The sequence below is a fragment of the Seonamhaeicola sp. genome, from assembly GCF_028281565.1.
GTDB lineage: Bacteria > Bacteroidota > Bacteroidia > Flavobacteriales > Flavobacteriaceae > Seonamhaeicola.
In genome coordinates this window covers 97,814-123,826 of record NZ_JANQJQ010000047.1, presented here as the reverse complement: position 1 = coordinate 123,826, position 26,013 = coordinate 97,814, and the positions used below count along the sequence as shown (strand labels likewise).

The following is a 26,013-nucleotide window of genomic DNA, read 5'->3' as shown; positions in this document are numbered from 1 at the left end:
GTAATTTTTAGTGTTTTCCTTTTTTCTTTTTCCGATTCTTTTTAGTCTTTCCGGCAGACTTTTTTTATTGGATAAATCCAGCTCCAACCGTACTATTGGATTGCGAATCGATGATGATAAACGATCCGTTGGTACGGTGGTTTCTAAACTTATCGTAAAAAATAGGTTTATTAAGCCTAAAACTTACTTTAGCAATATCGTTCATGCCTAAGCCTGAAACGTTTTCCTCTATTCCTGTGTAATCAGGATTAATTTTATGGTGGATGGTATCTACCTTAGCCAATACTTTATTGATGCCGTGTTGTACCACATATTTGGCGCCCGGTGTTAATTGTTTTGAATCCATCCAACATACATTGGCAGTAAACTGCTTTTCAATAGTTGGCAAATCGCCTACTTTAACGATCATATCACCGCGACTCACATTGATATCATCTTCCAAAGTGATGGTTACAGACGAACGTCTTGATGCCGTCTCGAATTTTTCGTCGTAAAAATAGATATCCTTGATCTTCGATTTCGTTTGTGATGGCAACACCACAACCTCATCGCCTACACTTAAATTTCCACCGTACACCTTACCTGCATAGCCTCTGAAATCATGGAATTCTTCCGTCTTCGGGCGAATGACATACTGCACCGGGAAACGTGGTGTTCCTATATTAAAGATATCGGCCTTATCCAATTTCTCTAAGTGCTCTAACAAAGATTCGCCTTCGTACCAGGGCATGTTATCTGACCTGTTCACTACGTTATCACCTTTTAACGCACTAACCGGAATAAATGAAATGGTTTGATCCTGGTAATCACGCTTACTCATTAGTTCTTCAAAATCAGCTTTAATTTTGTTATAAACGTCTTCCGAATAATCTACCAGATCCATTTTATTAATAGCCACTACAATGTCTTTAATACGTAACAGGTTATTAATAAAGAAGTGACGGTTTGTTTGCTCGATCACCCCTTTTCTGGCATCAATTAAAATGATTGAGGCCTGTGATGTTGAAGCCCCGGTAACCATGTTTCTGGTATACTCAACGTGTCCCGGAGTATCCGCAATGATGTAACTTTTATTTTTTGTTGAAAAGTAAATATGAGCCACATCAATGGTGATCCCTTGTTCTCTTTCGGCAACTAATCCATCTGTAGCCAAAGAAAAATCCAGGTAATCATACCCACGTTGCTTACTGGTTTTTTCAATAGCTTCAAGCTTATCTGTAGTTAATGATTTTGTATCATACAGAATACGACCTATCAAGGTACTTTTCCCGTCATCTACACTACCTGCTGTTGCAATTTTTAATACTTCCATTTTAGTTTTGGCCTCCTTAAAAAGGACTTTTATTTATTTTAGACCCTTCGACTGCGCTCAGGGTGACATTTAATATTTAACTTCGAACTTTGTACTTTAGAAATACCCTTGTTGTTTACGTTTCTCCATAGCGGCTTCCGAACGCTTGTCATCAATTCTGGCACCGCGTTCCGAAATGGAAGAATCTCTAATTTCTTCAACCACTTTAGAAATAGTAGCCGCTTCAGATAATACCGCCGCGGTACAACTCATATCGCCTACGGTTCTAAAACGTACCATTTCTTCAATGACTTCTTCCTCTTCATCTCTGTAAACCACACCGTCTTCTGCAGACCAGATCAATCCGTCTCTTAAGAACACTTTACGTTTATGAGCGAAGTATATCGATGGGATCTCAATATCCTCTTTCTCTATATAAGACCAAACGTCTAATTCTGTCCAGTTAGAAATTGGGAACACACGTACGTTTTGTCCTAATTCAATTTCTCCGTTCAACATATCAAACAACTCCGGTCTTTGGTTTTTCTCGTCCCATTGTCCGAAATCATCACGAACCGAGAAAATACGCTCTTTAGCTCTTGCTTTTTCCTCATCTCTACGGGCACCACCAATACAGGCATCAAATTTGAACTCTTCAATAGCATCCAGAAGCGTGGTAGTTTGCAGCATGTTTCTACTGGCGTAACGACCCGATTCTTCTTTTACTTTTCCCTGGTCAATAGAATCCTGTACATTACGTACTATCAATTCCAACCCAAGTTCTTCAACCAAACGGTCTCTAAATTCAATCGTTTCAGGGAAATTATGGCCCGTATCAATATGCATTAAAGGAAAAGGGATCTTTGCCGGGTAAAACGCTTTTTGCGCCAACCTTACCAGTGTAATGGAATCCTTTCCTCCGGAAAATAATAATACCGGTCTTTCAAACTGAGCCGCTACTTCTCTGATAATGTAAATGGCTTCGTTCTCTAGTGCGTTAATGTATGACGTATCTTTCTTCATAATAAAAGCCCCTCCTAACCTCCCCAAAGGGGAGGGATTCTTACTCGGGGAAGCAAGAATATTTATTATTTATTTTATTTTCTTAATATCATTTATGTTTACTGGCTACTGCTACTGTTTACTGCACACTACTACTATGCATGTAACCCACACTCTCTGTTTGCCAATGCTTTTGTTGGATCGAAATATTTAAATTCGTTTGGTAAATTGTTTTCTTCTAAATAACTGTCTAATTTCTCATCAGACCAATAATAAAACGGGCTCACTTTTAAAACGCCATCGGCACTTAAGCTAAAAATATCAATGCTGTTTCTAAAAGCGGTTTGTCCCTGGCGCAGGTTTGTAAACCATACTTTTGGCTTATGCTCTTCCATAGCACGTCTGAAAGGCTCTAACTTCACTTGTTCCGTAAACTCAGCATGTTTAGGATCATCCACACCTGGGATCCCTAAGACCACATCCCTGTGTGCCGACGTTTGTTTTGGCACATATAAGAATACATTCAGGTTCAGGTCATTGATCACCTCTTCTGCATGTCTATAGGTGTTTGGCGTATTATAACCAGTATCGCACCATACTACAGGAATATCAGACACCTCGGCATTTACGGCGTGCAAAATAGCCGCTTCGTAAGGTCTGAAATTGGTAGTTACCACCGCTTCATTACTTAACTCAATGGCTTTTTTTATGATATCGGCCGGTGAAGCGTCTTTTAATGCCTTGTTCAGTTCTTGTATTTGGTCTTCTTTAAACATATCTTTTTTTATTATTTGCCCCATTTAATGACATTCCACACACGTTCGTGAAAAAAGTATAAGATCAGCTTTGTCACAAAATCTACGGACGCTATAGAGGCTGCAAGCGATATCTTCCCGGTTAAAATATAGGAAACCACCAAAGTATCTAAAGTCCCTACTACCCTCCAGCTAAGTGCTTTGGCAACACTTCGGATCGGTTTTTCACCTGCACTGTCTTCTTTATAAGTAGATTTCTCCTTACCTTTCAATATCATTTGCGCTATCATTTGTCGTTTTATTATATTAATCCTATCAATTTAATAGGGATTACAAAAGTAATACTTTTTATTACATAACAAGCAACATTAACAACTTTTTAGAATAATGGTATATTTTTCGGGTAATTGACCTAAAATATGCAGCTAATTCTTAAAATTTTAGGAATCTTTCAAGGCTAAATCCGCTAAAGTGGTGTTTCTGAAGACCTTCAAAGTGCTGTCACGCACTTCTATCATTAACCTATGGACACTGCACTCATGTTCATCCGGACAGTCATCACATTTCTCATAATAGTTCAGGCTCACACAGGGCACCATGGCTATGGGGCCTTCCAAAACACGCATCACATCGGTCATTTTTACTTCGGATGGTTGACTACGTAAATAGTAGCCACCGTGCTTTCCTTTTTTAGAGCCCAAAATTCCGGCTTTCCTCAGGGTAAGTAAAATGCTTTCTAAAAACTTCTGCGGAATGTTTTCGCTACTGGCAATTTCTCCCACACGAACCGGCATATCGCCTTCGTTTCTGGCTATAAAGGTTAAAGCCTTTAGTCCGTATTTGGTTTTTTTAGATAGCATGTTGCTAATATAGATAAATTATTTATCCCACTCAACTAACAACTCACTCATGATCACACAATCGCCTCTTAACAGTACTCTATCATTTTCTATCACTTCACAGGCCACCACCCCACCTCGCTTTGAGGCCTGATAACCAACAACGGTTTTCTTTGCTAATTTTTGGCTCCAATAGTTTGCCAGATAACAGTGGGCAGACCCCGTTACCGGATCTTCATTAATACCATAATCAGGTGCAAAAAACCTGGATACAAAGTCGAACGCACTATCATCAGATTTTGCCGTAACAATAAACTTGCTTTTAGGATGTTCAAGTAAGGTATTGAAATTAGGCTGAAGTGCTCTTAAAACCGAATCACTCTCTAACTCCGCCAAATACCATTTACCATCCTCTGAAATAGCAACGGGTTTTTCATTCAAAGCGGATTCCAACAAGGCATCACTTTGCCCGATATCCGTTAATTTACCTATTGGAAAATTCATCTCTAACAGGGTTCCGGATCTTTTCACGGTAAGAATCCCACTCAGGGTATTAAACTCCAGTACTTCCGTTTCAACATTATATTTATCGAATAAAACTTTGGCTGTAGCCAGGGTGGCGTGACCGCATAATTCTATTTCTACTTCCGGTGTAAACCATCTCAGTTGATATACGCCATCTTCTAAATACACAAAAGCGGTTTCAGACAGGTTCATCTCTTGGGCAATATCAATATATTGTTCATCAGTAAGTGGTTTTTCCAACACACAAACCGCTGCGGGATTGCCCTTAAAAGGCATATCTGTAAATGAATCTACTGTAAAAAGTCTCATCTTAGATAGTGTTTAATGCTTGTTCAATATCGGCTATAATATCATCTATATGTTCTAACCCTAAAGAACAACGTACCGTTCCGTCTGTTATCCCTACAGCAGCCTTTACTTCCGGTTCCACCTTGGCATGCGTAGTACTTGCCGGGTGGGTCACAATAGTTCTTGTATCTCCTAAATTAGCAGATAATGAACACATTTTGATGTTGTCAAAGAAATTGCGACCGCCTTCTATACCACCTTCTACTTCAAAGGCCACAATACTACCTCCTAAACGCATCTGTTTTTTAGCAACCTCATACTTGGGATGCGACTTTAAAAACGGGTATTTCACCCATTTCACTTTAGGATGGGCTTCTAAATAGGAAGCCAGTTTTAAGGCATTGTCACAATGTTTTTCCACCCTAACGGCTAAGGTTTCCAAAGACTTGGATAATACCCAGGCGTTAAACGGACTCATAGCCGGTCCCGTAAGCCTTGAGAACAAATAAATCTCACGGATCAACTCCTTGCTACCAACCGTAATACCACCAAGCACACGCCCTTGACCGTCCATTAATTTAGTAGCGGAATGTATCACTAAATCAGCACCATGTTTTATAGGGTTTTGCAAATAGGGTGTAGCAAAACAATTATCGATCACCAGTAACAAATCGTGCTTTTTGCAAATAGCACTTAAATATTCTAAATCCAAGACATCAACTCCGGGGTTTGTCGGGGTTTCGGCATAAATAAACTTGGTATTTGGCTGTATTAAGCTTTCAACCGTTTCAATGGCATTGATGTTGAAATAAGAACATTCAATATTCCATTTTGGAAAATACTTGGTGAACAAACCATGGGTAGCTCCAAATACCGAACTGCAGGACACCACGTGGTCTCCGGCATCCAGCAAGGTAGCAAATGTTGAAAACACCGCAGCCATACCACTGGCAAATGCAAAACCGGCTTCCGCACCTTCCATGGCACACACTTTATCTACAAATTCATTGACACTGGGGTTGCTGTATCTACTGTACAGATCTCGTTGCTTTTCTTCTGCAAAAGACGCCCGCATTTCCTCGGCATCCTCAAATACAAACCCGGAGGTTAAATACAAAGGTGCCGAATGTTCCGAAAACTGTGTGGTTTCAGACTGGATGCGGATGGCTTCCGTTTCAAAATGTTTTTTCTTGCTCATTTTTCTCATTTTGACCTGTAAGGCTTACACAACCTTGTAGGTCTCTTTTTGTTTTTTCCCGTTTTCTTATTTATAGATTCCCGCCTTCGCGGGAATGACAGTTTCAAAGGATACCTCGATGCCTTACATCGAGGAGTTCATTCTCAATTTATATGTTTTGACAATCTTAATATATCACCAAACACCCCTCTTGCCGTTACTTCAGCACCTGCTCCGGCACCCTGGATCACGATGGGTTGCTCGCCATAACTTTCCGTAAATATCTCGAAAATAGCATCCGAGCCTTTTACATGGCCCAGAGTACTGTCTTCCGGTATGGATACCAGTTTCACTTCCAGGTTACCTTTATCCTGGGACAGGTCACCTGACAAATCGCCTACATAACGCAACACATAGCCTGCCTTCTGGTCATCTTTGATCTTTTGATATTGTGCATCCAACACCTCCAGCTGACTTAAAAACTCTGCCACTGAAATATCGCGATAGGCTTCCGGGATCAAATTCAATACGGAGACATCCTCAAACTCATTTTGCAGATCCAGTTCTCTTGCCAGAATGAGTAACTTTCGTGCCACGTCATTTCCGGAGAAATCTTCGCGAGGATCCGGCTCGGTAAAGCCTTTGTCAATGGTTTCCCGAACGATGGTACTAAAAGGCTTATCCTGCACCGAAAAATTATTGAATAAATAACTCAACGTCCCTGAAAAGACCCCTCTGATACGCGTAATATTCTCACCCGACTCGTGCAATAATTTGATCGTGTCAATCAATGGCAATCCGGCGCCAACTGTAGTTTCATAGAGATACTCTTTGTTATGCTCTTCCAATTGCGCTCTTAACTCTTTATAGAACGTATGCGAAATGGTGTTTGCTATTTTATTGGACGACACCAGATCAAAACCGGCTTCAACCAGTGGTATGTAATTTTGATAGAACGAATCACTCGCTGTATTATCAACCGCAATCAGGTTTTCCAAATGATGGTTCTTTGCATAGGTAATGATGTCCTCCACCGAACTATCATAAGTACTTGAAGCAATAGCTTCTTTCCAGTCCGCATCAACCCCGTTTTTATCCAATAACAATTTGGTTGAATTGGCTATGGCGAATACATTCAAATTAATGCCTTTTCGCCTTTCTATCTCATCTTTCGATCTTAAGATCTGGTTTATTAAAGCACCGCCAACACCGCCATGGCCAAAAATAGCTATGTTTATCTTTTTAGAGATCCCGAATACCTCCCCATGAATAACATTCAAGGCTTTATGAAGTTCTGATTTCTTCACCACCAAACTCACATTCTTTCCGGTTACTGTATTGTTGAATAGCAAGGGTGTAATTTGATTTTTAATTAAGGCATTGAACGGTTTATGGAAGGAACTCAATTCAATCCCCACAATGGAGATAACCGACACATCATCCACCACATCGATCTTGTTCACATCCTGTGAGTAGAAGTCGCTTTCAAACTCGCGTTCCAAAGCGATCACCGCCTGGGTGGCCTGGTCGGCGTCAATAATAAGTCCGATGCCTCGTTCCGAAGATCCCTGAGATACAATGCTCACACTAATCCCGTAGCTACTTAACGCACCAAATATCCGGGCATCCACACCAATTTTACCCAACAAGCCTCTACCTTCCAAATTCAATAAGGCCACATTATCTAAAACCGATAATGAAGTTACTTCTTTGTTACTTGGCCTTGCCGTGATCAGCGTCCCTTCGTCATCCGCATTAAAAGTGTTTAAAATACGCAGGTTGATATTCTTCTCAACTAACGGAATTATGGTTTTTGCATGTAATACCGACGTTCCAAAATTTGCCAATTCATTAGCTTCGCTGAACGACAACTCCCTGATCTGTTGCGCATCCGGCACCAGGCCGGGATCAGCTGTATAAATACCATTAACGTGGGTATAGTTCTGCAGCTCTTCGGCATCTAAAAAGTTAGCTAACAACGCCGCCGTATAGTTGCTGCCGTTTCTGCCCAAAGTAGTGGTTTCGTTCTTTAAATTAGAAGCGATAAAACCTGTTACCACGTTAACAACATAGCCGTTGTTCTTAAAGTACGCTTCGGTATTCTCCTTTGATAATTTTGAAAGCGGCTGGGCATTGCCAAAAGATTCATCGGTTTTTATTAAATCGCGGGAATCCGTGGCTTTGGCTTCAATACCTCTTTCATTCAATAAATTGGTGATGAGCTTAACGGATAGTAATTCGCCTTGTGCCAAAATCGTGTCTTTGGTCTTTTTACTGTAATCACGTAACAGACTGACACCTTCAAACAATTTATCTAAAGTTGAAAACTCCTCTGAAAAATCAATGGTCTTTGAAGGTTCCGACTGGTACGCTTTAAAAGCATCCAGATCGTCCTGGTAGGGTTCGCCTTTGATGGCTTTGTTTAAAAGGTTTTCCAAATCATCGGTGGCTGAACCTCTTGCCGACACCACCACACTGATACGCTCCCCCTCCTTTACTTTATTTTCAATAATTGAAAGTACCGTATTTAATCCGTTTCCATTGGCCAGAGACTTCCCTCCAAACTTCAATATTTTCATTCTTTTTCTTTTAGAATTCGGCACAAAAATGCCTTCTACAATTTTTTCAAGTTGTTCGTATTCCATTAAAAACGCATCATGTCCGTGTACCGAATGTATTTCGCTATAGGTCACATTAGGATGCGTCAACGCTAACTGTTTATGCGTTTCTCTATTCTCTTCCGCAGTAAAGAACAGATCGGAGTCTACTCCTATAATATGAATGTTGGCCTTGATATTATCCAGGACATTAAAATCCTCTTCTCTGCCTTTGGTAACATCAATGGTCTTTAAGAGTTGATTCATCAGTTTATAAGCTGATAACTGGAACCGTTCCTGCAATTTCTTACCGTGATGCAACAACCAGCTTTCCACGTTAAAGATCTCCAGGTCTTCATTTTTGGTACGTTGGAAACGTTCTTTGAACGACTCCGGCGTCCGGTAGCATAACATCGCATGCATCCTGGCATCGTGCACCGGGTTTTTGGAATTGGTTAAAAATTGCTCCTGGATCTGGCAATTGGCTATCAGCCAATCGGTCGATTTCCAATCGGTAGCCACCGTAATTAAATGCTCTGTGAAATCCGGGCTTAAAACAGCCATCTCCCAAGCTATACCACCTCCAAGCGACCCGCCAATAGCAGCAAAAACCTTATCGATCTTTAAAATCTCCAGGCCCTGTAAAAAGATGCTCGCAACATCACGTGCCACAAAATCCTTGTAATTATTAATAACAAAACCGTCATAGCCATTCCCCGGAATATTAAAGGCCAATACGCTGTATAGCTTGGTATCAATAACCTTGTTATCGCCTATCAGGTCCTTCCACCAACCGGTGTCGCCCGCCACATTACTGTTTCCGGTTAAGGCGTGATTTACCAACACAATGGGTGCAGCCCCTAAAGACTGACCAAACACCTGATAACTTAACTTTATTTCAGGGTTAAGCACGCCACTTTCTGTGGTGTAGTTGGTAATGGTTATATGTTGCAACTCGTTTTTCAACTCTAATAATATATTTATATTTCAGCAAAAGCTGCTTTTAAATCTGACTTTAAGTCTTCAATATCCTCAATCCCGACAGACAACCTTATCAAATCCGGTGTTACACCTGCCGAAGCCTGTTCTGCTTCGCTCAACTGCTGATGCGTGGTGCTTGACGGATGAATGATCAATGATTTTGTATCACCTATATTAGCCAATAAAGAAAAAACCTTTGTTTTATCTGCAATGGTTTTGGCTGCTTCAAAACCTCCCTTGGCTCCAAAGGTAACGATTCCGTTTTGACCATAAGGCAAATATTTATCAGCCAGGGCCTTATATTTGCTACTTTCCAATCCCGGATAGTTCACCCAGGCCACTTCGGGTTGGGCTTCCAACCATTTTGCAAGCTCTAATGCGTTGGCACTATGCTGTTTAATTCTTACCGGCAAAGTTTCCAATCCCTGAAGTATATTAAAAGCATTTGTTGGGCTTAAGGCGCCTCCAAAGTCCCGTAATCCTTCTAAAATCAACTTAAAGGTATAGGATGCGGCCCCAAGTGTTTCGTAATATTTTAATCCGTGATATCCGGCTGACGGCTCTGTAAACTCAGGGAATTTGCCGTTAGACCAATCAAATGTTCCGGCGTCAATAATAGCACCTCCCAAAGAGGTCCCTTGTCCTCCAATGTATTTTGTCAAGGAATGGATCACAATATTTGCACCGTGTTTGATAGGGTTCAGTAATGCCGGAGTGGCTACCGTATTATCAACAATAAAGGGCACACCTGCAGCTTTAGAGCGCTCTGCAATAGCCTCCAAATCCAATACATCTAACTTCGGATTCCCAAGAGATTCTATAAAAAAGGCACGTGTGTTGTCCTGAACAGCATCTGCAAAATTGTCGGGGTTGGATGCATCAACAAAGGTGGTTGTAATACCTAACCTTGGAAGCGTAACACTTAATAAATTATAAGTACCTCCATATAAACTACTAGAGGCTACAAGATGATCCCCTGTTTTTAATAAGGTTAATAATCCTGTTGAAATGGCTGCCGTTCCAGAAGCAAATACCACAGCTCCAATACCACCTTCAACAGAGGCCAAACGTTCTTGTAAAATCTGATTGGTTGGGTTGTTTAACCTGGTATAAATAAAGCCTAATTCCTGTAAGGAAAATAGGTTGGCGGCATGTTCGGAATCATTGAACACATATGACGTTGTTTGATAAATAGGCACCGCTCTTGCGCCTCCATTGGTTTTTACATCATGTCCTGCATGTAATGCGTTTGTTGCTAATCTTTGATCGCTCATTTTTCTAATGTTTTTTTGCCTCACCCAGAAATGTCTTTTACATTTCGACCTCTCCAAAGGAGCAGTAAAAAGGCATTTGATTATACAGTTTTACTTCGCTTCAAAAGTGTAAACCAATAGAAAAATGTTAAAAAGAAGTTTAAAATTACAGGATGTAATTTTGTTACGTTATCTATCCAAACACCGATAAATGAATCGGTAATTTAAGTAGAATTTAGCACCTTCTTTAATAAGTTTAAAGGGTTGCTAAGGCTTCATTGGGTCTAATCCCTCCACCTTTCTTGATAACATTTCAATACGTTTCTTGAACTTTTGTTCTGCAAATATTCAATTTTAAATGTGAAAAATCCAAATTTTTCCAATGAAATTTTAATCCCTTAACATTCCTGACAATTCTAACCTAACATGACAAACGTTAGTTTTTATCTCTGTAAAATTTGATACATTCGAACACTTGAGGTCCATAACAAACGTAACCATGCCAGTTTCAAAAATTAATTTGTTCCTTTTAACTTTTGGCTTGATCCTTAATATTTCAGCTCAAAACACCATTTTAGAGCACATCAAATTTGAGGGTGATTTCAGGTTCAGGGTTGAGCAGGACTGGGACTCGAGAAAATCGGACGGCACCTATAGAAATGACCGCACCAGAATGCGCTACCGCGCCCGAGTTGGGGCCACATACAACTATAAGGAATGGGCCACGGTTGGATTGCGACTTAGAACGGGCAACCCCATTAAGCAACAGGACCCGCAAATAACTTTAGGCGATGTTTCCAAAGAATTCGGAACCTTACCGGTAGGATTTGAAAAGGTCTATTTTAAAGCCAAACATAAAAATATCGAAGGCTGGATTGGAAAAAATACCTTCCCTTTTGAAAAAAATAACGAGCAGTTTTGGAGCGACAATGTATTCCCGGAAGGCATTTTTCTGAAAAACACATTTCCTGTGAATTCAGGTATATTAGATGCTGTTTCTTTGGGTGCCGGACATTTTATTGCGGTGGCTTCAGGCGAATCCCTGGGCAAAGATGCCTATTTTCAGGGCTTTCAAACTAATTTCAGGCTGTTTGATAACCGACTGAGCATATTCCCTTCAATGTATGTTTTTAGAAACATTCCCGACATTCCTGACGGTGCAGCTACATTTGTTTTGGATTATAACATTTTTCACGTAAGCGGCAAATTGAATCTTTGTAATAAACCCAATATCAATTGGGATTGGGATTACTATCAAAATCTGGAGGATTACGAAAACAATCCCAACATCCCTCAAAATTTAAAAGATGAGACCTCAGGGTTTGTTAGCGGTGTTAGCTACGGTCAATTGAAAGCCAAAGGCGACTTGTTTTTCAAACTGACCTATAACTACCTGCAACGCTATGCGGCCGTTGACTTTTTCACTCAAAATGACTGGGCCCGCTGGGATTACTCGGCATTCGACTCACCCGATGGCAGACTGACCAATTACAAAGGCATTGAATTCGTAGCAGCCTACAGCCTGAATAAGCGCATGAATTTGGTGATGAAATATTATCTGGTGGAACAACTCGTTCCGTATGGTATAGCCCTGGAAAACGGAAGTAGAATACGTTTTGATATCGATGTGAAGTTTTAGGTTATTACGGGTTTTGTACTTTTTCAATTCCCTACTTGAAGAGGGTTAGGGAAGTGTATTGAACACTTCTTCAATCCTGTCAAAACACCCCTATAATCCCTCGAGGGGATATTCCCTTTTTTAGCTACTGCAGATATATTCAATGAAAAATGGGAGTGCTTAAGTTTACACCCCTATAGAGCTACGCTCGGTATCTACAATGAAAATGTATTTTCATTTTGATAGTCCTCAAGGGGATACTACTTTTCAATTAGATTTGCCTCGAATTTACCTCTGATGACTTCCGCAATTGGTCTGTTTTCAATCTTGGATTCCAGCCATGAAATAATATCGAGATACAGGAAGGCGCGACTCTGATACGGATCGTCTTCAAATTCCTTTAACTTCTTATGCAACTTGATGAATTCCTTTTTAACTTCGTGCGGATAAATATCACCCAAACCACGCAAGAATTTAATGAATTCCTTCTGTACCTCGTACAGATCTTCCATCTTGATCAGGAATTTATAGGTACTTTTTATAAGGACATCCAAATTGTAATCCAATCCGGCTTCGTAATGCGCAACCAGATTCAGAATTCGTGAAAAACACAACAGGTCCTCACGCATTTGAAGCGACTTATTACTGATGATCTTATCTAAAAACTGGATACAGCCCTTGTTATCACCGGCACCAAAATACATACTGGCAATCTTGTAATAGAATACCATGATATGATGCTCGTCAATACGGCTCTGGTATTTTCGCAATTGCTCCAACACCTCATCAATTAAGGACAAGCCGTCTTTAAAACTGCCCTCAATAAAATGTAAATTGAACTTATTGGTATAGATATATAAAAACGCCAGACCATCAATATTATCATCCACCGGGAACCATTTTTCCTGGGTTACGGTTTCCAGTTTTTCCAGGTACTCTTTAAACTTTTTATACTGGCGCAGGTAGAACAAGGCTTCCAATAAATAATGATTTCCGCGTAAAAAGAATACGGGGTTCAGTACGATCATTTCCTTGTTATCATAAAACAACGTCACCCATTTTAAAGCGTACCGGTAACAGGACAAAAAATCCTGGGTTAAAAAGCTATACCATAGATGCGCTTTGTACAACCATAGTTTTTCACGAAACCCCAGGTCATTAATGTCATAGTCGGGTAACCGGGCGTTAAAATAATCGGTGATACGCTGGTGCTCCGAATCGTTTTTAACATAACCGGTCTTTAAGAACAAACCGTATAACTGTAAGGATAAATTGGAGAGTTTGCTGGCCACCACATTCTGCTGACTCAATTCTTTGGCCTGCACCGTTAACTCATCCGCCCGGTTACTTAAACTTCGAGTGATGTATTGCGACTCAATGATCTTTTCCAGCTCCACAATTTCATAGGCTATATTCTTTTCCTCATTGGCAATAGCCATGTTCTTTGCTTTGTCCAGGATCTTTAAGCTTTGCTTATAAAGGCCTTTGTGATATAAGATCGTAGCAAAATCCAGTTGCTCCCTGATCTGGATCCGGGCATCCTGGTGCGAGGGGTTTAAACGCAAACTGATCAGGATCTGTTTATACAGGTGGGCTTTTAGGTTAGAGAGCTGTTGTTTTTTAACGATGCCTTTTTTTAAGATAATGGCTTCGTCATACTTGGGCAGCTTATCTAAAATATTAAAGAGCATTAAAAACTTGGAGTCCTCATTTACCCCCAATCTGCCTACATAAAGTTTAAATTGCCTTTTTTCTGATTTAGACAGCGACTTTACCAAAACAAACAAATTATCTTTTTGCTCTCTTGTCATAGTTACAAAAACAGGTTTAAATATCTGAAAAACAAATATTTAACTATTAGCAATACTAGTTAAACATCGTAAAAAAAGTAATTAAAGTTCTGCGTTTTACGAAACCAAAATATACATTCGTAAAAGAATAAGAAAATATATTTTAAATAAATGTCGGATAATAAGGTTCAAATTTTTGATACTACGCTGCGTGATGGCGAGCAAGTTCCTGGTTGTAAGTTAAATACAGAACAGAAATTAGTGATTGCGGAACAGCTTGACCAATTAGGCGTAGATATTATTGAAGCAGGATTTCCTGTCTCCAGTCCCGGAGACTTTAAATCGGTTCAGGCCATCTCAAAAATCGTAAAAAATGCCACGGTTTGCGGACTGACACGCTCGGTTGAAAATGATATAAAAGTTGCTGCCGAAGCCTTAACATATGCTAAAACACCAAGGATCCATACCGGAATAGGAACTTCGGAATCTCATATAAAATTCAAATTCAAATCCACGCAGGAAGATATCATAGAACGTGCCGTTAAAGCCGTGAGTTATGCCAAGTCTTTTGTAGAGGACGTCGAGTTTTATGCCGAAGATGCCGGTAGAACGGATAACGAGTATTTGGCACGTGTTTGCGAAGCGGTAATTAAAGCCGGTGCTACGGTATTAAATATTCCTGATACTACAGGCTATTGTTTACCACATGAGTACGGTGCTAAAATCAAATACCTGAAAGAAAACGTAAATGGTATTGACAAGGCTATTTTATCGTGCCACTGTCATAACGATCTTGGCCTGGCAACCGCTAACTCTATTGAAGGGGTTATTAACGGGGCACGCCAGATCGAGTGTACTATTAACGGTATTGGTGAACGTGCCGGAAATACAGCTTTGGAAGAAGTGGTGATGATCTTAAGACAACACCCTTACCTGAATTTAGACACCGGTATTAATTCCGAAATGTTGTATGGTATCAGCCAGTTGGTATCGGATAGCATGGGTATTTACACGCAGCCTAACAAAGCTATTGTAGGCGCCAATGCCTTTGCGCATAGTTCGGGAATACACCAGGACGGGGTGATTAAGAACCGTGAGACTTACGAGATCATAGATCCTAAAGATGTTGGTGTTACCGAGTCCGCTATCGTATTAACAGCAAGAAGCGGAAGAGCTGCTTTGGCATATAGGGCTAAAAATATAGGCTACGAATTAACTAAACTTCAATTGGATGAAGTTTATGTGAAATTCTTAGAATTTGCAGATAAGAAGAAAGAGATTGATGATAATGATATTCATCAAATCATAGAGTCGAGTCCCGTTTATAACGAGATCACATCGGCTTAGTTTATTTTAAAGAGGGATGAAACATCCATTGTTAATTTTTGATCATGCATCAAAATGATTCATGGGATGTTACATGTGGCCATTGAAAAACAATAAATGTGAACACATGAAATTAAACATAGCTGTTTTACCGGGTGACGGTATAGGACCGGAAGTCACTGCTCAGGCCATAAAGGTTTTGAAAGCTATTGCCATGGAATTCAACCATGTCTTTACTTTTAATAAAGCTTTGGTGGGCGCCAGTGCCATGGACAGCTTTGAGGTTCCCTTACCGGAAGAAACCATTAGCATTTGCGAACAGGCAGATGCTATTTTATTTGGGGCCATTGGCGATCCTAAATACGATAATGATCCGTCTGCCACAGTCAGGCCGGAACAAGGGCTTTTAGGCCTTAGAAAAACCTTTGACCTCTATACCAACATCAGGCCGGTGATTGCTTATGAGGACCTACTTAACAAATCCTCTTTAAAAATAAAACAGATCAAGGGCACGGATATATTGATTTACCGTGAATTAGCCAGTGGCATCTATTTTGGTGAAAAGCATTTCAGCAATGAGGAAGCCTCTGATATTTGCGTCTATCGCCGTTCTGAAATTGAGCGCATTGCCCATTTGGCATTTAAAGCGGCACAAGGCAGAAAGCGTAAATTAACCCTGGTAGACAAGGCCAATGTATTGGCAAGTTCCAAGCTATGGCGTACGGTGGTTAATGAAATTGCCCAGCAATATCAGGATGTGACCTATGATTGCATGTATATTGATAATGCGGCTATGGAGCTTATTATCAACCCCAGACAGTTTGACGTTATTTTAACCGAAAACATGTTTGGCGACATCCTTTCCGAAGAGGCCAGTGTGATTGTTGGATCTATTGGTTTGTTAGCTTCGGCCTCTATTGGCGACAAATATGCTATGTTTGAGCCTATTCACGGGGCTTATACCAAAGCAACCAATAAAGGCATTGCCAACCCTATTGCCTCTATTTTAAGTGCGGCCATGTTGCTGGACCATTTTGGATTGTATGATGAAGCGGCGCTGGTAAGAGAAGGGGTGGATAAGAGTTTAAAGCTTCATATCACCACACCGGACCTGAATACCAAATACGATAATATCAGTACCACGAAGGTGGGCGATTTTATAGAGGATTTTATAAACAACCCGGATGAAACGAATTTAAATTTTACGAATATACATTTAGGACAGTCAACTATCATTTAATTATTTGAGTTAGTCGCCAAAAAACAATTAAACTACAGACGTCCGTATAAAGAGAGCACTTCTAAAGTGCTCTTTTTTTGTTTGGGCGTTCCCCAATTTTGTTGTTGTCATTCTGAACAAAGACCTGAGATGTCACACTGAGCGCAGTCGAAGTGTCCTGGAGTGAGCGAAGCATCTCCATGCCAAAATTGCGTCGGGCTTTCCCCTACAAGTCCTCGCTCGTGCCTCGCTGTGGGCTTTCCACTGCAATCCCTAACGCATGTAGGGAGATTCATTTAATGGTTTGTGTGTTTAATTTTCATGTTTAATTTCCAATTATCACTAACTGTTTTGAATGCACATGGACGTTCTCTCATCCATTGTGTCTCAAAACAATGCTCGTCAGTTATATCTTCTTCTGCTCTTTGGCATTGAGTATATAAGGAGCAAATTGTATCATCATTAAAGTTCAATACTCTTTCAATAACAATACTTTGACCTAAAAGATCAAGAAACTCTAAAGCAGGATTACCCTCATTTTCTTCATTTGAGCCTAAAGGATAAAATTCATATCCTGTAATCGTTCTAATATGCGGAATACCATAGAAACTAATTAAATTTTTTAGTTTCTCGATATTATCTATTTCTAAATATAATAATTCCAGTAGAGGAGAAGTATTTGTTTTAACTGACTCAATTACATTTTCAAACATTTTCTCAAAATGTTGCAATTCGGCATAAATTGAACCAGCAAGGGTTTCTTTAAATTCATAAATAGTGGAAAGTAAAAAATCTTGAATTGAGATTTTTTTTTCCTTATGAACAATCCATCGTTCAACTATATATTTTTGGTAAATTTCTAACCCATTTAATTCAGGTTCAGTTCTTACTTCTATTAATAATTCGTAAAGTGTCAATGCACTATTTTGAGAATTTAAGGCTAGAATACATATTGCTATTAATTTTCGCCTATCCTCTAATAATTCAGGATTCAAAATTTCACAAAGTAATTCAACACTTTTATATGGAAAGGTAGGATGATTAACTTCATCGTCATAATTTAATTGGCATAACCTAGCCATACCTTCCTTTACACATAAATTCCCTAATTCAATAGTTTCTATTGTTTTCTTTCCTTTAACCAAATCGAAATGCACCATTTTATAAGGCCTGTCATTATCAGCATTTTCTTTAAGGTAGACTTTTATGTTGTCGTATTCAGGACTAAAAATTTTTTTTGTACCATAATATCTGTCAAAAATCGCTTTTCCTTGTAAAATTCCATCACTAAATGGTATTTTCTTTATTGGAACAGTTAGATTTTTAGATTTGTTGATATGTTTTTTAACTTCGTAGAGATAGTGAAAAAAGAAAATGCTATTCTTTAATCCAAAAACAGTTGTTATGTTTTGAAAATAGTGAGTATACTCATGAACAAATGTACCTAAATCATTTTTTTGCAAATTTTGAAATTCAATATCAAATTCTCCATTAAGAAAAATAGAAAAGAAATGTGGTTTATAAAACCCTCTTAATTCGTATTCATTATCGTTCATTTCTCAAATTGTGTGCAACGGTCTCGGCTGAGAGTAGTTGTGTGGGTTTCCGACTAACTTTGCAAACACACGCCAAGCTGAAAATCCGCAAGGGTTTTCAGAAGCAGGTGTGAACAGACAATTACTTATAGCCAATGTTGTGCATAGTTTTTTATAGTTTTTCCCAAAAAGCGTCGAAATGCCATACGTGATACTTTTCTCTTGATTGTTGGTAAATCCAAATCCAGTCCTCAATGGATTTCTTTTTAAAGAACTTTTGGTATTCATCATAAGCATTTTCCTTGATTTGGTCACCAACCCAAATTTCATTCGTATCAGATGCATTTTGAATTTTAGAAGCAATATTTGCTGTAGGTCCTACCGCTGTTAGAAAATTCCTTTTATGTTTACTCGTTCCTGTTGGTAGACCAATTCTCGTTATTAATATTTGGCCCAAATCAATTCCGATTCTTGCATCAACTTTATCAATTCCTTTTTTTTCAAGATGTGGGTTTATTAAATGTTCTAAAGCATAAAATATAGTTAACGAAGCGTGTAGAGCATCCATTGCTGATGATTCATTATTGTCTTCAGTACCAATTAGAGCCATAATTCCATCTCCAGTATTTTTCTCTATATAGCCATTATAGTCATATATGATTTTCATAACTGTTGGTATTACACAGTTTAGCATATATAAAGTTTCCTTTAATTTTTCTAAATCCGATGAATCTGTTCTTTTCGTAAAACCTCGAATATCGAAAAATAGACAAGCTGCACTCATTTTTCTACCAGAACCTATAGTAATATCTTCTAAAGCAGGGGTTATTCGGCCATCAGTAACTGATTCGACTCTATCATCAAGTTCGTCAATATTCGAGTTGAAATGGTCTTTAATTGTATTCCAATATTCTTTATTCCAATCAGGCATTTGTGTTTAAAAGATAAAGGATTATTAATGAAACTAAAGCTGGAAAGAAAACAAATATTGAAAGTTTTATAAAGAAGTATTTTCTACTCAGTAACTTACTAAGATTATAATTTTGATTAGAATATTTTTTTTCAATTTTTTCACTATCTAATTCCTTAATTTTTTCAAAATATTCCCCTGAATTCTTAAACTCCTTTACATTATCCCAAAAAATTAATCCCTTTTTCTTTTTTGGATTTCTTGGAAATACAGTGCAAATTGAAAAAAGGCAAGTTAATGATAAAAGAATAGTAGAAGTATAAAACAAAAAGTTTTCAAAATTAGTACAATGCTTAAAGTCTTTTAGGAAGTCAAAAAGGACAAATGAAATTGCAATTAACACTCCTGCTTTGGCATCAGCAACTGTTACGTAATGATTGTAATAATCATTTACATTTTTACTAAATCCGAAATACTCTTTTTGTCCACTCATTCAATCTCAAATTAATCGCAACAGTTAGGCTATGATTTTGTCGCGGAATTATTCTGCTTAGAAATCAGTTATTGATTAATACTTTTATTTTGTTGTAACAAAAAACCACAATGAATTATGGCCATTGTTGCAATAGTGCTTATTCTTTTATTATCTGAACAATCGTGTTCTCGTTCTGTTCTAATGAGTTTTTAAAAAAGTCCACATCTCTAATTTGCCCTAAATCATATATTAAGAATATCAAATTTTTAAATCTAGTACGATAAGCTAAAATATCATCATTTATTTGGGCAATCAGAGGCTTTTCTCCATTCTTACAAAGTTTTATCTCAATCACAAGACTTAGTTTTTCTATACTAAAATCAGGAATATACTTCTTTGATGAATATTCTATTGTTGGAAATTCACGAGAATATTTTATATCATTCGCTATTAATAAGTCCTCATATTTATTTTGAACTTCTTTTTCTGTTTTCGGTGTTTCACGAATAAGTTTTCTAAGTTTTTTTTCTCCCAAATTGATGATTTGAATCAAATCACTTGCCTCTGGGGCTGTATTCTGTCCCTCATATACTTCACTTATTTCGCTTTGTTCCAATTGGTCCTTTGCTGCAAGTAATAATCCTTTTGATTGTTCCAATTGACTAATGAAAGCTTCGTTATGCCTGTACTCTATTGCTCCCTCAATATCCCAAGCCTGGAAAACCATTTGTCCATTATGTCGCCAAGAAAAATGTCGAAAAGTTTGAAAATACCTTGAGTTTTCTCCAAAGATTTCTTGAATGATTCTTTGAGCATTAGCCACCCACCTCATATGTTCGGCAGATTTTCTACCGCTATGCCGTATTGATGGGATTTCCTCAATTAAAGAGTCAATTACTTTTAGTGCTTCTTCTTTAGTCCAATCTTTCATATTAATTTTCTCATGTTATTGCGAGCAGTCTAGTAAAACCTTCCGTGACGGTTTAAAAATTAATGTTTTTCGGTTTAGAACTGTTCTTAACAATTCCGAGTAGATTCGGACACAGTTTTTTAATATTCATTAATTAATTCAGCTAATTTAGTATTGTAAGGATTAAATATTGAAAATTGATATTGACTAAAGTCTGTTGCGACAATTTCGAAAATCTTGTTAAGAGCTCTGTTTATCTTGTCTGAATTACTTGAATTTAGCTCACTCATAAGCTCGGAATCTTTTTGAATTTTCTCTAAAATTGTTTTCCTAACGGAATTCAATTCTTTACTAGAAAGCAATTCGTTCGTTATATTATTTTCCAAAGGTAAAGCTTCCTTAAAATAACTTTTCTTTCCAAGAAGAAATGCGAAACGATAGGTGTAGATTGACCAATTCGTATTAATACTTTCGAAACTCTTTAATCTTTCTCCTAATTCTTCTAATCTTTCTTTTATAATTTGAATCGGCAAATGCCAATTAGCATTGCCTTTAAAGTAAGTATCCGATTCCAGATTTATCTCCAAAAGTATATCTTTAATGATTGAATTAATTTCATATTCAACTGAAGCTGTTCTGACTGTCAAATAGTCCATATAATGGTCGATGAGAATATCTTTTATTTTTGCTTTACGTTCTTTGTTTTTGATTATTAACGCAATTATTATTCCGATTACCAAAGTTGATATAACTCCTAAAAGTGGAATTATTATGTCCTTTGTAATCTCATACCATCCTATAGGATTATCTGTATTTTCCATTTCTCAAATTACGTGCAACTTGTTATAAGTAGAATAAAGTTCATATTATCCCTTAGCAATTTCCGGATAATAGGAATATTTATTCCACTCTATAAGCGATTACTAAAGTAGTTGAAAACATTTACAAAATCAAGTGAGTTTTTATCACAAAAAAGTCCCAACAAATAGCACTTACCGGTCATGTGCTTTATGTTGTTTTTTCTTATGACAACGTTAATCGCCTTCTAATTTCAAGTCCTTAAATAACTCCTCAAACATTTCTCCCGGAGGTACATCCAAAGCTAAAGCTATTAAGTAGAGTTCCCATGCTCTTAACTGAGTAGAAGGATTAAGGGTAAGTTCACTGATTCTGGATTTGCTAATTCCAGTCTTCTTTGAAATACCAGCTTTACTTGCCGATTTTTTAGATAAATATTTCCCGAGCTCAGTCATGCTTTTTCGATTTCCCGTATTCAAATTTAGTTCTTTCAAATTTTAGTTTAGAATTTCTGGACTAAAATTTTGATTTAATCCAGAAAGTAATTATATTAGTCCAGATAAACAAACTATAGTTTATAATATCTAAACAAATCAACATGAACAAAAAATATACCAAAGCCGATTTAGAGAACATTGTCTATAAACAATTAGAAAACCTAAACGCTATGCATGATTTATTAAGTATCATGAAATTTCAAAATGACTTAATCCAAAACATCAATCAAACCTTAAGAGAAGAAATAGGGCAGTTTAAAGAGCGGCAGGTTATGTATCCAACCAGGAGAAGGTCAAAGTCATGAAAAATGGGTTTTCTCAATGACACATTACGGCTTCGTATAACCGTCTGTTGCATATTTCAAATTAATCATTTTCGGTTAAACACTGTCTTTAGCAACTCCGAGTGAGTGAGTTTGCAGTCAAATCCACCGCAATAGTGGCTATACATTTTTACCAGCTTTTATTTTACTTCACTTTTTTCGATTTCTTTTATAGATTTTCCGTCCTTATTTTTCCAAGTATTTCTTCCGTTTATAGAATATCCAACTATTACAGCAGCAGCGGCAGAAACACTGGTAAAAAGATAATTTTTAGTAAAAACCATTTTTCCATCATCTTTTCTAAGTATAATTCCGTCCTTAATAAGTCTTTCCCTCAACGCTCCATATCCATAATTCTTTGTCGGATTAGTTGCTACTTCAGAATCTTGAAGTACAACAAGACCTTCATTAGTCTGAATTGCATTTGCTCTAATTCCTTTAACATTCAAGGACAATTCTAAATCTCCAGTTGAGTCAATGACTATATTATTCTCAGTTGATGCCGTAAGTTGAATTTTAGTCTCAGATTTGCTGTTTGCAGATATAGTATTTTCTAAAAATTTATGTCCTAAAGTCCCTGTTAAAAGTCTAATATTTGACAAAAATTCTTCCATTGCGTCTTTATCCGGTAATGGAAGAGAACTTAAAGTAGGATTGTTTTCATTTTCCAAACTATACCTCTCAGTTTCTTTACTGATTTCTACTATTCTACTTTCTAAATACTTTATGTGTGATTTGGTAAGATTGTCGTCTTTACTTGTGAAGATTATAACTTCATTCCAAAAGTCTTTTTTCAAATCGTGGCTCTTTAATCTATCCCAAACATTTTCAGCTTCTCCGATATAAACTTTTGGTTTAAGAGTGTCTTCTTCATATCCAAGAAGAAAATAAACACCTTGAGTATTAATTTCCCTTTTAAAATTACTGTTTAAATCAGGTAATTTGGTTCTTGGACATGATAGAGCTTGAATGGTTTGATTAACTAATTCAGCGAACTTTATACCAGTCACGCTTCCTTCTTTTAAATATATTCTAATACTTTTTCCTAATGTCATTTTCTAATTGCTGTTAACTAATTATATCCGAACATTTGTGTTGTTCACTCAGATGTAGCCAAACGAAGTTAGTTAATTTTTCCCACAACATGAAGTAAGTTTTGCGCTTACCCATGGATTCCGGCTTTATCCAAATGGCCATTCAGATTGCCCTCTACACTTATAGTGTGCCCCCAGAAAATGTCTCCGTCATTAAACCAGAATTCAAAATCCTCCTCGTCATGGATAACAATACTTTCTAAAGTTATTTTGCTAAGAAATTCCTTCTCACTGAGAGGGCTTTCATTTTCATCAATCCAACTTTCATTTTTAAGAGACAGTAAGTCAGAAGCTATTTTCTTTTTTATTTTCTCATCCCACTTATCACTTTCTATGAAGAGTTTAATAGCTGTAGATTCCAATCCCCTGATATCGGCTAAAGTTCCGGATAAAAACAGTTCAATTTGCTGGTTTTTCCATTGTGCCTTAGTTTCGAACCAATGCGACCTCCTGTCCAAAATAAAAGAACCAAACACTTCACTTTTGAATTCAACCGGCTCAAGTCTTTTTTGTAATATTTCCTCCAATACGGCATTGCTCGATTCAGTTTTAACAATTGACAAAAGATTAATCCTGTTTTGACCATGGTAATCTATTTGCTCTCCTCTAAATTCTACTATTGTTAAAGGTTCAAGCCCTTTTATGGTGTAATCCATATTTGGGATCTTTCGATGTACCACAGCCTCTTTTGTTTCAACGGGGTTGTTATTCTTAATATATGCACATAAACCAAATGTCATAGAGCACTCACCTTCAAAAGAAGATTTCCCAACACCATCTTCGTCAATCAATCCAATAAAAGAGTCTCCTTTGGTAGGTTGAAATAAGGATTTAATTTTTGAGATCATATCATTGTTCTATTAGGCATGACCTGTTATTTTCCCATTTCTATGGTTCCCAGTGTCATAAATACCTGTGTTGCTCCTGAGTTTCCTTTGTAGACACCACTTCCTCCGGAGATTCTATTTACTGCACCGGCAATTTTCCATACATCATCAATAGAGCAGGTCAATTGCACTTCCGTAAAACCGGGTTCCTCGTTTTCCTTTCCCCACTCGTAAGCAAGATTCGCATGTTGCGCCAATTCGCCTCTCACAGACGGGTGATCCCAACCCCACAAAAATGTGCCATTCTTCGAATTGTAAGTTCCGATGATTTGAATATCCGTTGATACTCTCGTACCATCCGAGAAATCAAACCAAAGCATGCCTTCATTCATATCAACATTCCACTGCTTTTCTTTTCCCAATTTCCAGGTTTTCTTGTGCGCGTCCGTTTGCAATTGAAGCCCTTCAAAGGCCCCTTCTATAAAGTCATGGTTATTCCATTGCATGGTAGCTTTATCTTTTCCGAACAAGGATTTAAAAAAATTCATCATTATTATGTTTGCTTAAATTGGTTATAACGCATCAGCCGTTGATCAATACTTTTCTTTTGGAGTGCAATTTTATTTTTCTAAGTCAAACTTGCATCACGCGTTAATTTCGATTTATCAATAACCAGGTCATAGCTAAACCATTCTATCAACACCTTTTCAATTTCATTCTTGTTATAAGTCTTTGGGTTTCGTCTGGATTTTAAATAATGCTCCCTTGACATTTTTTCTACAAGTTCTCTCACTGTTCTCAGATCAAGTTCATTTCCCATCTTGACTGCAAGCCAAAATCCAGCTATAGAAAGGCCAAGGCCTACCAGTGCATATTGCCATGAAAACCCTAATCCAATCAAAGAGCCAATAAACAACAGACCAAGGTACTGCATTATGAAATGCGGTGGTCTCAGGAGGGACAACTTAAACCCTAAATTTTTCTCTATTTGTTTGGTCTTTGATCTTCTTATTGGTTTTGGCAAAAGGTCTTTGAGTAGAGTGTCCGGTGTTACCGTTTCTTTGTCAATTTGCAGGGCAGTCATTAATGCACCCCGTAATTTGTAAAAAGCCTGCTGAGAGGTACAATTGTCCTCATGGTCAAGTACTATTTTGTTCTTAATATGGTCACACATTTCACCAAATGTATTTACATGAACAAGCTCTTTGCCATGAAACCTAATACCAAAGGAGCCCTCTACTTTTGCAAGTAAGAACTCAATATCCTCCGGGTCTGAATTGTTAAGCTCTAGTTCTTTCATCACTTAGTTCGTTATTAATTTTACCATCTATATCAGGATTGATTATATCTATTGATAGGAAGCGCTTTATTTTCTTTCCAATTCCGTTATCAGTTTTATTAATTTTTCTCGATTCTTCCCAGATTTCATCCAATCAGGAAGCTTCTCTACCATTGTCCAATGAGTTCGTCCATTCTTTTCTCTTAAATCTGCTAAAATGTATTCTTTGAGATATTCCAAATGGTCATAATTGAAGGCCCAAAAGCTATTACCTCCAAAATTATCTGTCAACCACAGAGGCAATCCAAAGTAATTGTCTGATGGTTTTCCAGTTCTTTGATATTTCCATTGCTGTTCAATATTTCGCGGTCTATAATTTTCAATTTCACCACAGTTTGAACACTTTATTGCAATAGTCTCTTTTCTTTCATTTACGTTTGGAATATTAACGTTTATTTCTGCGGCGCAATGGGAGCAATGACATTTAAGTTCAACCGAAAACGATTCTTTTCTACCTTTTTCTGAATGAAAACAACTTGGGCATTTCAATGTTCTCTGTGAAAAGAACGACTTCGGCTCATCTTTTGTTACCATTGCTCGCTGTCGACACTTTGGACATTCAACCAAAATTTCATTTTCAAAATGGTAAACGCTTATATTTTTGTCTTGAAATCTATTCATTCTCAAATTTAATATAACTCGCT

The 26,013-nt window shown here is 37.7% G+C and carries 25 protein-coding genes and 1 riboswitch; of the genes, 4 read left to right on the top strand and 21 right to left on the bottom strand.

Annotated features, from left to right (window positions below):
* Positions 1 to 64 precede the first annotated feature (64 nt).
* The 9 genes from Q0983_RS20110 to Q0983_RS20070 form a co-directional block, all read right to left on the bottom strand.
* Complete coding sequence (locus Q0983_RS20110) at positions 65 to 1,312, bottom strand: GTP-binding protein (RefSeq protein ID WP_299556990.1); 1,248 nt, start codon at positions 1,310 to 1,312, stop codon at positions 65 to 67.
* 96 nt (positions 1,313 to 1,408) lie between these two features.
* A complete protein-coding gene (cysD, locus tag Q0983_RS20105; RefSeq protein WP_299556988.1) occupies positions 1,409 to 2,314 on the bottom strand; it encodes a sulfate adenylyltransferase subunit CysD in 906 nt (301 codons plus the stop codon).
* Between the two features lie 134 nt (positions 2,315 to 2,448).
* Positions 2,449 to 3,093, bottom strand: coding sequence for a phosphoadenosine phosphosulfate reductase family protein (locus Q0983_RS20100; protein ID WP_299556986.1), 645 nt, complete (start codon positions 3,091 to 3,093; stop codon positions 2,449 to 2,451).
* The gene (locus tag Q0983_RS20095; RefSeq protein ID WP_299556984.1) at positions 3,081 to 3,338 is read right to left on the bottom strand and encodes a DUF2061 domain-containing protein; all 258 of its coding nucleotides are present in this window, start codon (positions 3,336 to 3,338) and stop codon (positions 3,081 to 3,083) included. The genes Q0983_RS20100 and Q0983_RS20095 overlap by 13 nt, the downstream gene beginning before the upstream one ends.
* A 150-nt stretch (positions 3,339 to 3,488) precedes the next feature.
* Positions 3,489 to 3,908 (bottom strand): Rrf2 family transcriptional regulator, encoded by a 420-nt coding sequence (locus tag Q0983_RS20090; RefSeq protein WP_299556982.1) that lies wholly within the window; start codon positions 3,906 to 3,908, stop codon positions 3,489 to 3,491.
* An 18-nt stretch (positions 3,909 to 3,926) separates the two neighbouring features.
* Complete coding sequence (locus tag Q0983_RS20085) at positions 3,927 to 4,721, bottom strand: PhzF family phenazine biosynthesis isomerase (RefSeq protein WP_299556980.1); 795 nt, start codon at positions 4,719 to 4,721, stop codon at positions 3,927 to 3,929.
* Position 4,722: 1 nt separating this feature from the next.
* Positions 4,723 to 5,898 (bottom strand): aminotransferase class I/II-fold pyridoxal phosphate-dependent enzyme, encoded by a 1,176-nt coding sequence (locus tag Q0983_RS20080; RefSeq protein ID WP_299556978.1) that lies wholly within the window; start codon positions 5,896 to 5,898, stop codon positions 4,723 to 4,725.
* 143 nt (positions 5,899 to 6,041) lie between these two features.
* On the bottom strand, positions 6,042 to 9,440 hold the full coding sequence (thrA, locus tag Q0983_RS20075) for a bifunctional aspartate kinase/homoserine dehydrogenase I (protein ID WP_299556976.1): 3,399 nt from the start codon (positions 9,438 to 9,440) through the stop codon (positions 6,042 to 6,044).
* Positions 9,441 to 9,454: 14 nt separating this feature from the next.
* A complete protein-coding gene (locus Q0983_RS20070) occupies positions 9,455 to 10,729 on the bottom strand; it encodes an O-acetylhomoserine aminocarboxypropyltransferase/cysteine synthase family protein (RefSeq protein ID WP_299556974.1) in 1,275 nt (424 codons plus the stop codon).
* A 165-nt stretch (positions 10,730 to 10,894) separates the two neighbouring features.
* Positions 10,895 to 11,020: riboswitch (SAM riboswitch) on the bottom strand.
* 187 nt (positions 11,021 to 11,207) lie between these two features.
* Here Q0983_RS20070 and Q0983_RS20065 point away from each other — a divergent pair.
* Positions 11,208 to 12,347 (top strand): putative porin, encoded by a 1,140-nt coding sequence (locus tag Q0983_RS20065; protein WP_299556972.1) that lies wholly within the window; start codon positions 11,208 to 11,210, stop codon positions 12,345 to 12,347.
* A gap of 239 nt (positions 12,348 to 12,586) precedes the next feature.
* On the opposite strand, the gene Q0983_RS20060 is transcribed toward Q0983_RS20065, so the two are convergent.
* Complete coding sequence (locus Q0983_RS20060) at positions 12,587 to 14,137, bottom strand: hypothetical protein (RefSeq protein WP_299556970.1); 1,551 nt, start codon at positions 14,135 to 14,137, stop codon at positions 12,587 to 12,589.
* A 150-nt stretch (positions 14,138 to 14,287) separates the two neighbouring features.
* Between Q0983_RS20060 and Q0983_RS20055 the strand changes: the two genes are divergently transcribed.
* Entirely contained in the window at positions 14,288 to 15,463 is a 1,176-nt protein-coding gene (locus tag Q0983_RS20055; RefSeq protein WP_299556968.1) for a 2-isopropylmalate synthase, read from the top strand.
* 106 nt (positions 15,464 to 15,569) lie between these two features.
* Complete coding sequence (gene leuB, locus Q0983_RS20050) at positions 15,570 to 16,682, top strand: 3-isopropylmalate dehydrogenase (RefSeq protein ID WP_299556966.1); 1,113 nt, start codon at positions 15,570 to 15,572, stop codon at positions 16,680 to 16,682.
* A 275-nt stretch (positions 16,683 to 16,957) separates the two neighbouring features.
* Here leuB and Q0983_RS20045 read toward each other — a convergent pair whose 3' ends face one another.
* From Q0983_RS20045 to Q0983_RS20020, 6 genes are all read right to left on the bottom strand, one after another.
* The gene (locus Q0983_RS20045; RefSeq protein WP_299556965.1) at positions 16,958 to 18,217 is read right to left on the bottom strand and encodes a hypothetical protein; all 1,260 of its coding nucleotides are present in this window, start codon (positions 18,215 to 18,217) and stop codon (positions 16,958 to 16,960) included.
* Between the two features lie 151 nt (positions 18,218 to 18,368).
* Complete coding sequence (locus Q0983_RS20040) at positions 18,369 to 19,127, bottom strand: adenylate/guanylate cyclase domain-containing protein (protein ID WP_299556963.1); 759 nt, start codon at positions 19,125 to 19,127, stop codon at positions 18,369 to 18,371.
* On the bottom strand, positions 19,120 to 19,599 hold the full coding sequence (locus Q0983_RS20035) for a Pycsar system effector family protein (RefSeq protein WP_299556961.1): 480 nt from the start codon (positions 19,597 to 19,599) through the stop codon (positions 19,120 to 19,122). Before Q0983_RS20035 ends, Q0983_RS20040 begins: the two co-directional genes overlap by 8 nt.
* 139 nt (positions 19,600 to 19,738) lie before the next feature.
* On the bottom strand, positions 19,739 to 20,512 hold the full coding sequence (locus tag Q0983_RS20030) for a hypothetical protein (RefSeq protein WP_299556959.1): 774 nt from the start codon (positions 20,510 to 20,512) through the stop codon (positions 19,739 to 19,741).
* A gap of 119 nt (positions 20,513 to 20,631) precedes the next feature.
* Positions 20,632 to 21,312, bottom strand: coding sequence for a hypothetical protein (locus Q0983_RS20025; protein ID WP_299556957.1), 681 nt, complete (start codon positions 21,310 to 21,312; stop codon positions 20,632 to 20,634).
* Between the two features lie 213 nt (positions 21,313 to 21,525).
* Positions 21,526 to 21,783, bottom strand: coding sequence for a helix-turn-helix transcriptional regulator (locus tag Q0983_RS20020; RefSeq protein WP_299556955.1), 258 nt, complete (start codon positions 21,781 to 21,783; stop codon positions 21,526 to 21,528).
* A 104-nt stretch (positions 21,784 to 21,887) separates the two neighbouring features.
* Here Q0983_RS20020 and Q0983_RS20015 point away from each other — a divergent pair, with 104 nt between their 5' ends.
* Positions 21,888 to 22,091 carry a hypothetical protein gene (locus Q0983_RS20015; protein WP_299556953.1) on the top strand — a complete coding sequence of 68 codons (204 nt, stop codon included), beginning with the start codon at positions 21,888 to 21,890 and terminating at the stop codon, positions 22,089 to 22,091.
* A 158-nt stretch (positions 22,092 to 22,249) separates the two neighbouring features.
* Here Q0983_RS20015 and Q0983_RS20010 read toward each other — a convergent pair whose 3' ends face one another.
* From Q0983_RS20010 to Q0983_RS19990, 5 genes are all read right to left on the bottom strand, one after another.
* Complete coding sequence (locus tag Q0983_RS20010; protein ID WP_299556951.1) at positions 22,250 to 23,164, bottom strand: GIY-YIG nuclease family protein; 915 nt, start codon at positions 23,162 to 23,164, stop codon at positions 22,250 to 22,252.
* 107 nt (positions 23,165 to 23,271) lie between these two features.
* Positions 23,272 to 24,051, bottom strand: a complete 780-nt coding sequence (locus Q0983_RS20005; protein ID WP_299556949.1) for a DUF2262 domain-containing protein — start codon at positions 24,049 to 24,051, stop codon at positions 23,272 to 23,274.
* 26 nt (positions 24,052 to 24,077) lie between these two features.
* Positions 24,078 to 24,581, bottom strand: a complete 504-nt coding sequence (locus tag Q0983_RS20000; RefSeq protein WP_299556946.1) for a DUF6882 domain-containing protein — start codon at positions 24,579 to 24,581, stop codon at positions 24,078 to 24,080.
* A gap of 77 nt (positions 24,582 to 24,658) precedes the next feature.
* Complete coding sequence (locus tag Q0983_RS19995; RefSeq protein WP_299556944.1) at positions 24,659 to 25,333, bottom strand: hypothetical protein; 675 nt, start codon at positions 25,331 to 25,333, stop codon at positions 24,659 to 24,661.
* A 63-nt stretch (positions 25,334 to 25,396) separates the two neighbouring features.
* Complete coding sequence (locus Q0983_RS19990; protein WP_299556942.1) at positions 25,397 to 25,990, bottom strand: hypothetical protein; 594 nt, start codon at positions 25,988 to 25,990, stop codon at positions 25,397 to 25,399.
* Positions 25,991 to 26,013: the final 23 nt, after the last annotated feature.

Coding starts and splice junctions, on each gene's coding strand:
- Q0983_RS20110 (WP_299556990.1), bottom strand. CDS start 1,312: ATGGAAGTATTAAAAATTGCAACAGCAGGTAGTGTAGATGACGGGAAA.
- cysD (WP_299556988.1), bottom strand. CDS start 2,314: ATGAAGAAAGATACGTCATACATTAACGCACTAGAGAACGAAGCCATT.
- Q0983_RS20100 (WP_299556986.1), bottom strand. CDS start 3,093: ATGGGGCAAATAATAAAAAAAGATATGTTTAAAGAAGACCAAATACAA.
- Q0983_RS20095 (WP_299556984.1), bottom strand. CDS start 3,338: ATGATAGCGCAAATGATATTGAAAGGTAAGGAGAAATCTACTTATAAA.
- Q0983_RS20090 (WP_299556982.1), bottom strand. CDS start 3,908: ATGCTATCTAAAAAAACCAAATACGGACTAAAGGCTTTAACCTTTATA.
- Q0983_RS20085 (WP_299556980.1), bottom strand. CDS start 4,721: ATGAGACTTTTTACAGTAGATTCATTTACAGATATGCCTTTTAAGGGC.
- Q0983_RS20080 (WP_299556978.1), bottom strand. CDS start 5,898: ATGAGCAAGAAAAAACATTTTGAAACGGAAGCCATCCGCATCCAGTCT.
- Q0983_RS20070 (WP_299556974.1), bottom strand. CDS start 10,729: ATGAGCGATCAAAGATTAGCAACAAACGCATTACATGCAGGACATGAT.
- Q0983_RS20065 (WP_299556972.1), top strand. CDS start 11,208: ATGCCAGTTTCAAAAATTAATTTGTTCCTTTTAACTTTTGGCTTGATC.
- Q0983_RS20060 (WP_299556970.1), bottom strand. CDS start 14,137: ATGACAAGAGAGCAAAAAGATAATTTGTTTGTTTTGGTAAAGTCGCTG.
- Q0983_RS20055 (WP_299556968.1), top strand. CDS start 14,288: ATGTCGGATAATAAGGTTCAAATTTTTGATACTACGCTGCGTGATGGC.
- leuB (WP_299556966.1), top strand. CDS start 15,570: ATGAAATTAAACATAGCTGTTTTACCGGGTGACGGTATAGGACCGGAA.
- Q0983_RS20045 (WP_299556965.1), bottom strand. CDS start 18,217: ATGAACGATAATGAATACGAATTAAGAGGGTTTTATAAACCACATTTC.
- Q0983_RS20040 (WP_299556963.1), bottom strand. CDS start 19,127: ATGCCTGATTGGAATAAAGAATATTGGAATACAATTAAAGACCATTTC.
- Q0983_RS20035 (WP_299556961.1), bottom strand. CDS start 19,599: ATGAGTGGACAAAAAGAGTATTTCGGATTTAGTAAAAATGTAAATGAT.
- Q0983_RS20030 (WP_299556959.1), bottom strand. CDS start 20,512: ATGAAAGATTGGACTAAAGAAGAAGCACTAAAAGTAATTGACTCTTTA.
- Q0983_RS20025 (WP_299556957.1), bottom strand. CDS start 21,312: ATGGAAAATACAGATAATCCTATAGGATGGTATGAGATTACAAAGGAC.
- Q0983_RS20015 (WP_299556953.1), top strand. CDS start 21,888: ATGAACAAAAAATATACCAAAGCCGATTTAGAGAACATTGTCTATAAA.
- Q0983_RS20010 (WP_299556951.1), bottom strand. CDS start 23,164: ATGACATTAGGAAAAAGTATTAGAATATATTTAAAAGAAGGAAGCGTG.
- Q0983_RS20005 (WP_299556949.1), bottom strand. CDS start 24,051: ATGATCTCAAAAATTAAATCCTTATTTCAACCTACCAAAGGAGACTCT.
- Q0983_RS20000 (WP_299556946.1), bottom strand. CDS start 24,581: ATGATGAATTTTTTTAAATCCTTGTTCGGAAAAGATAAAGCTACCATG.
- Q0983_RS19990 (WP_299556942.1), bottom strand. CDS start 25,990: ATGAATAGATTTCAAGACAAAAATATAAGCGTTTACCATTTTGAAAAT.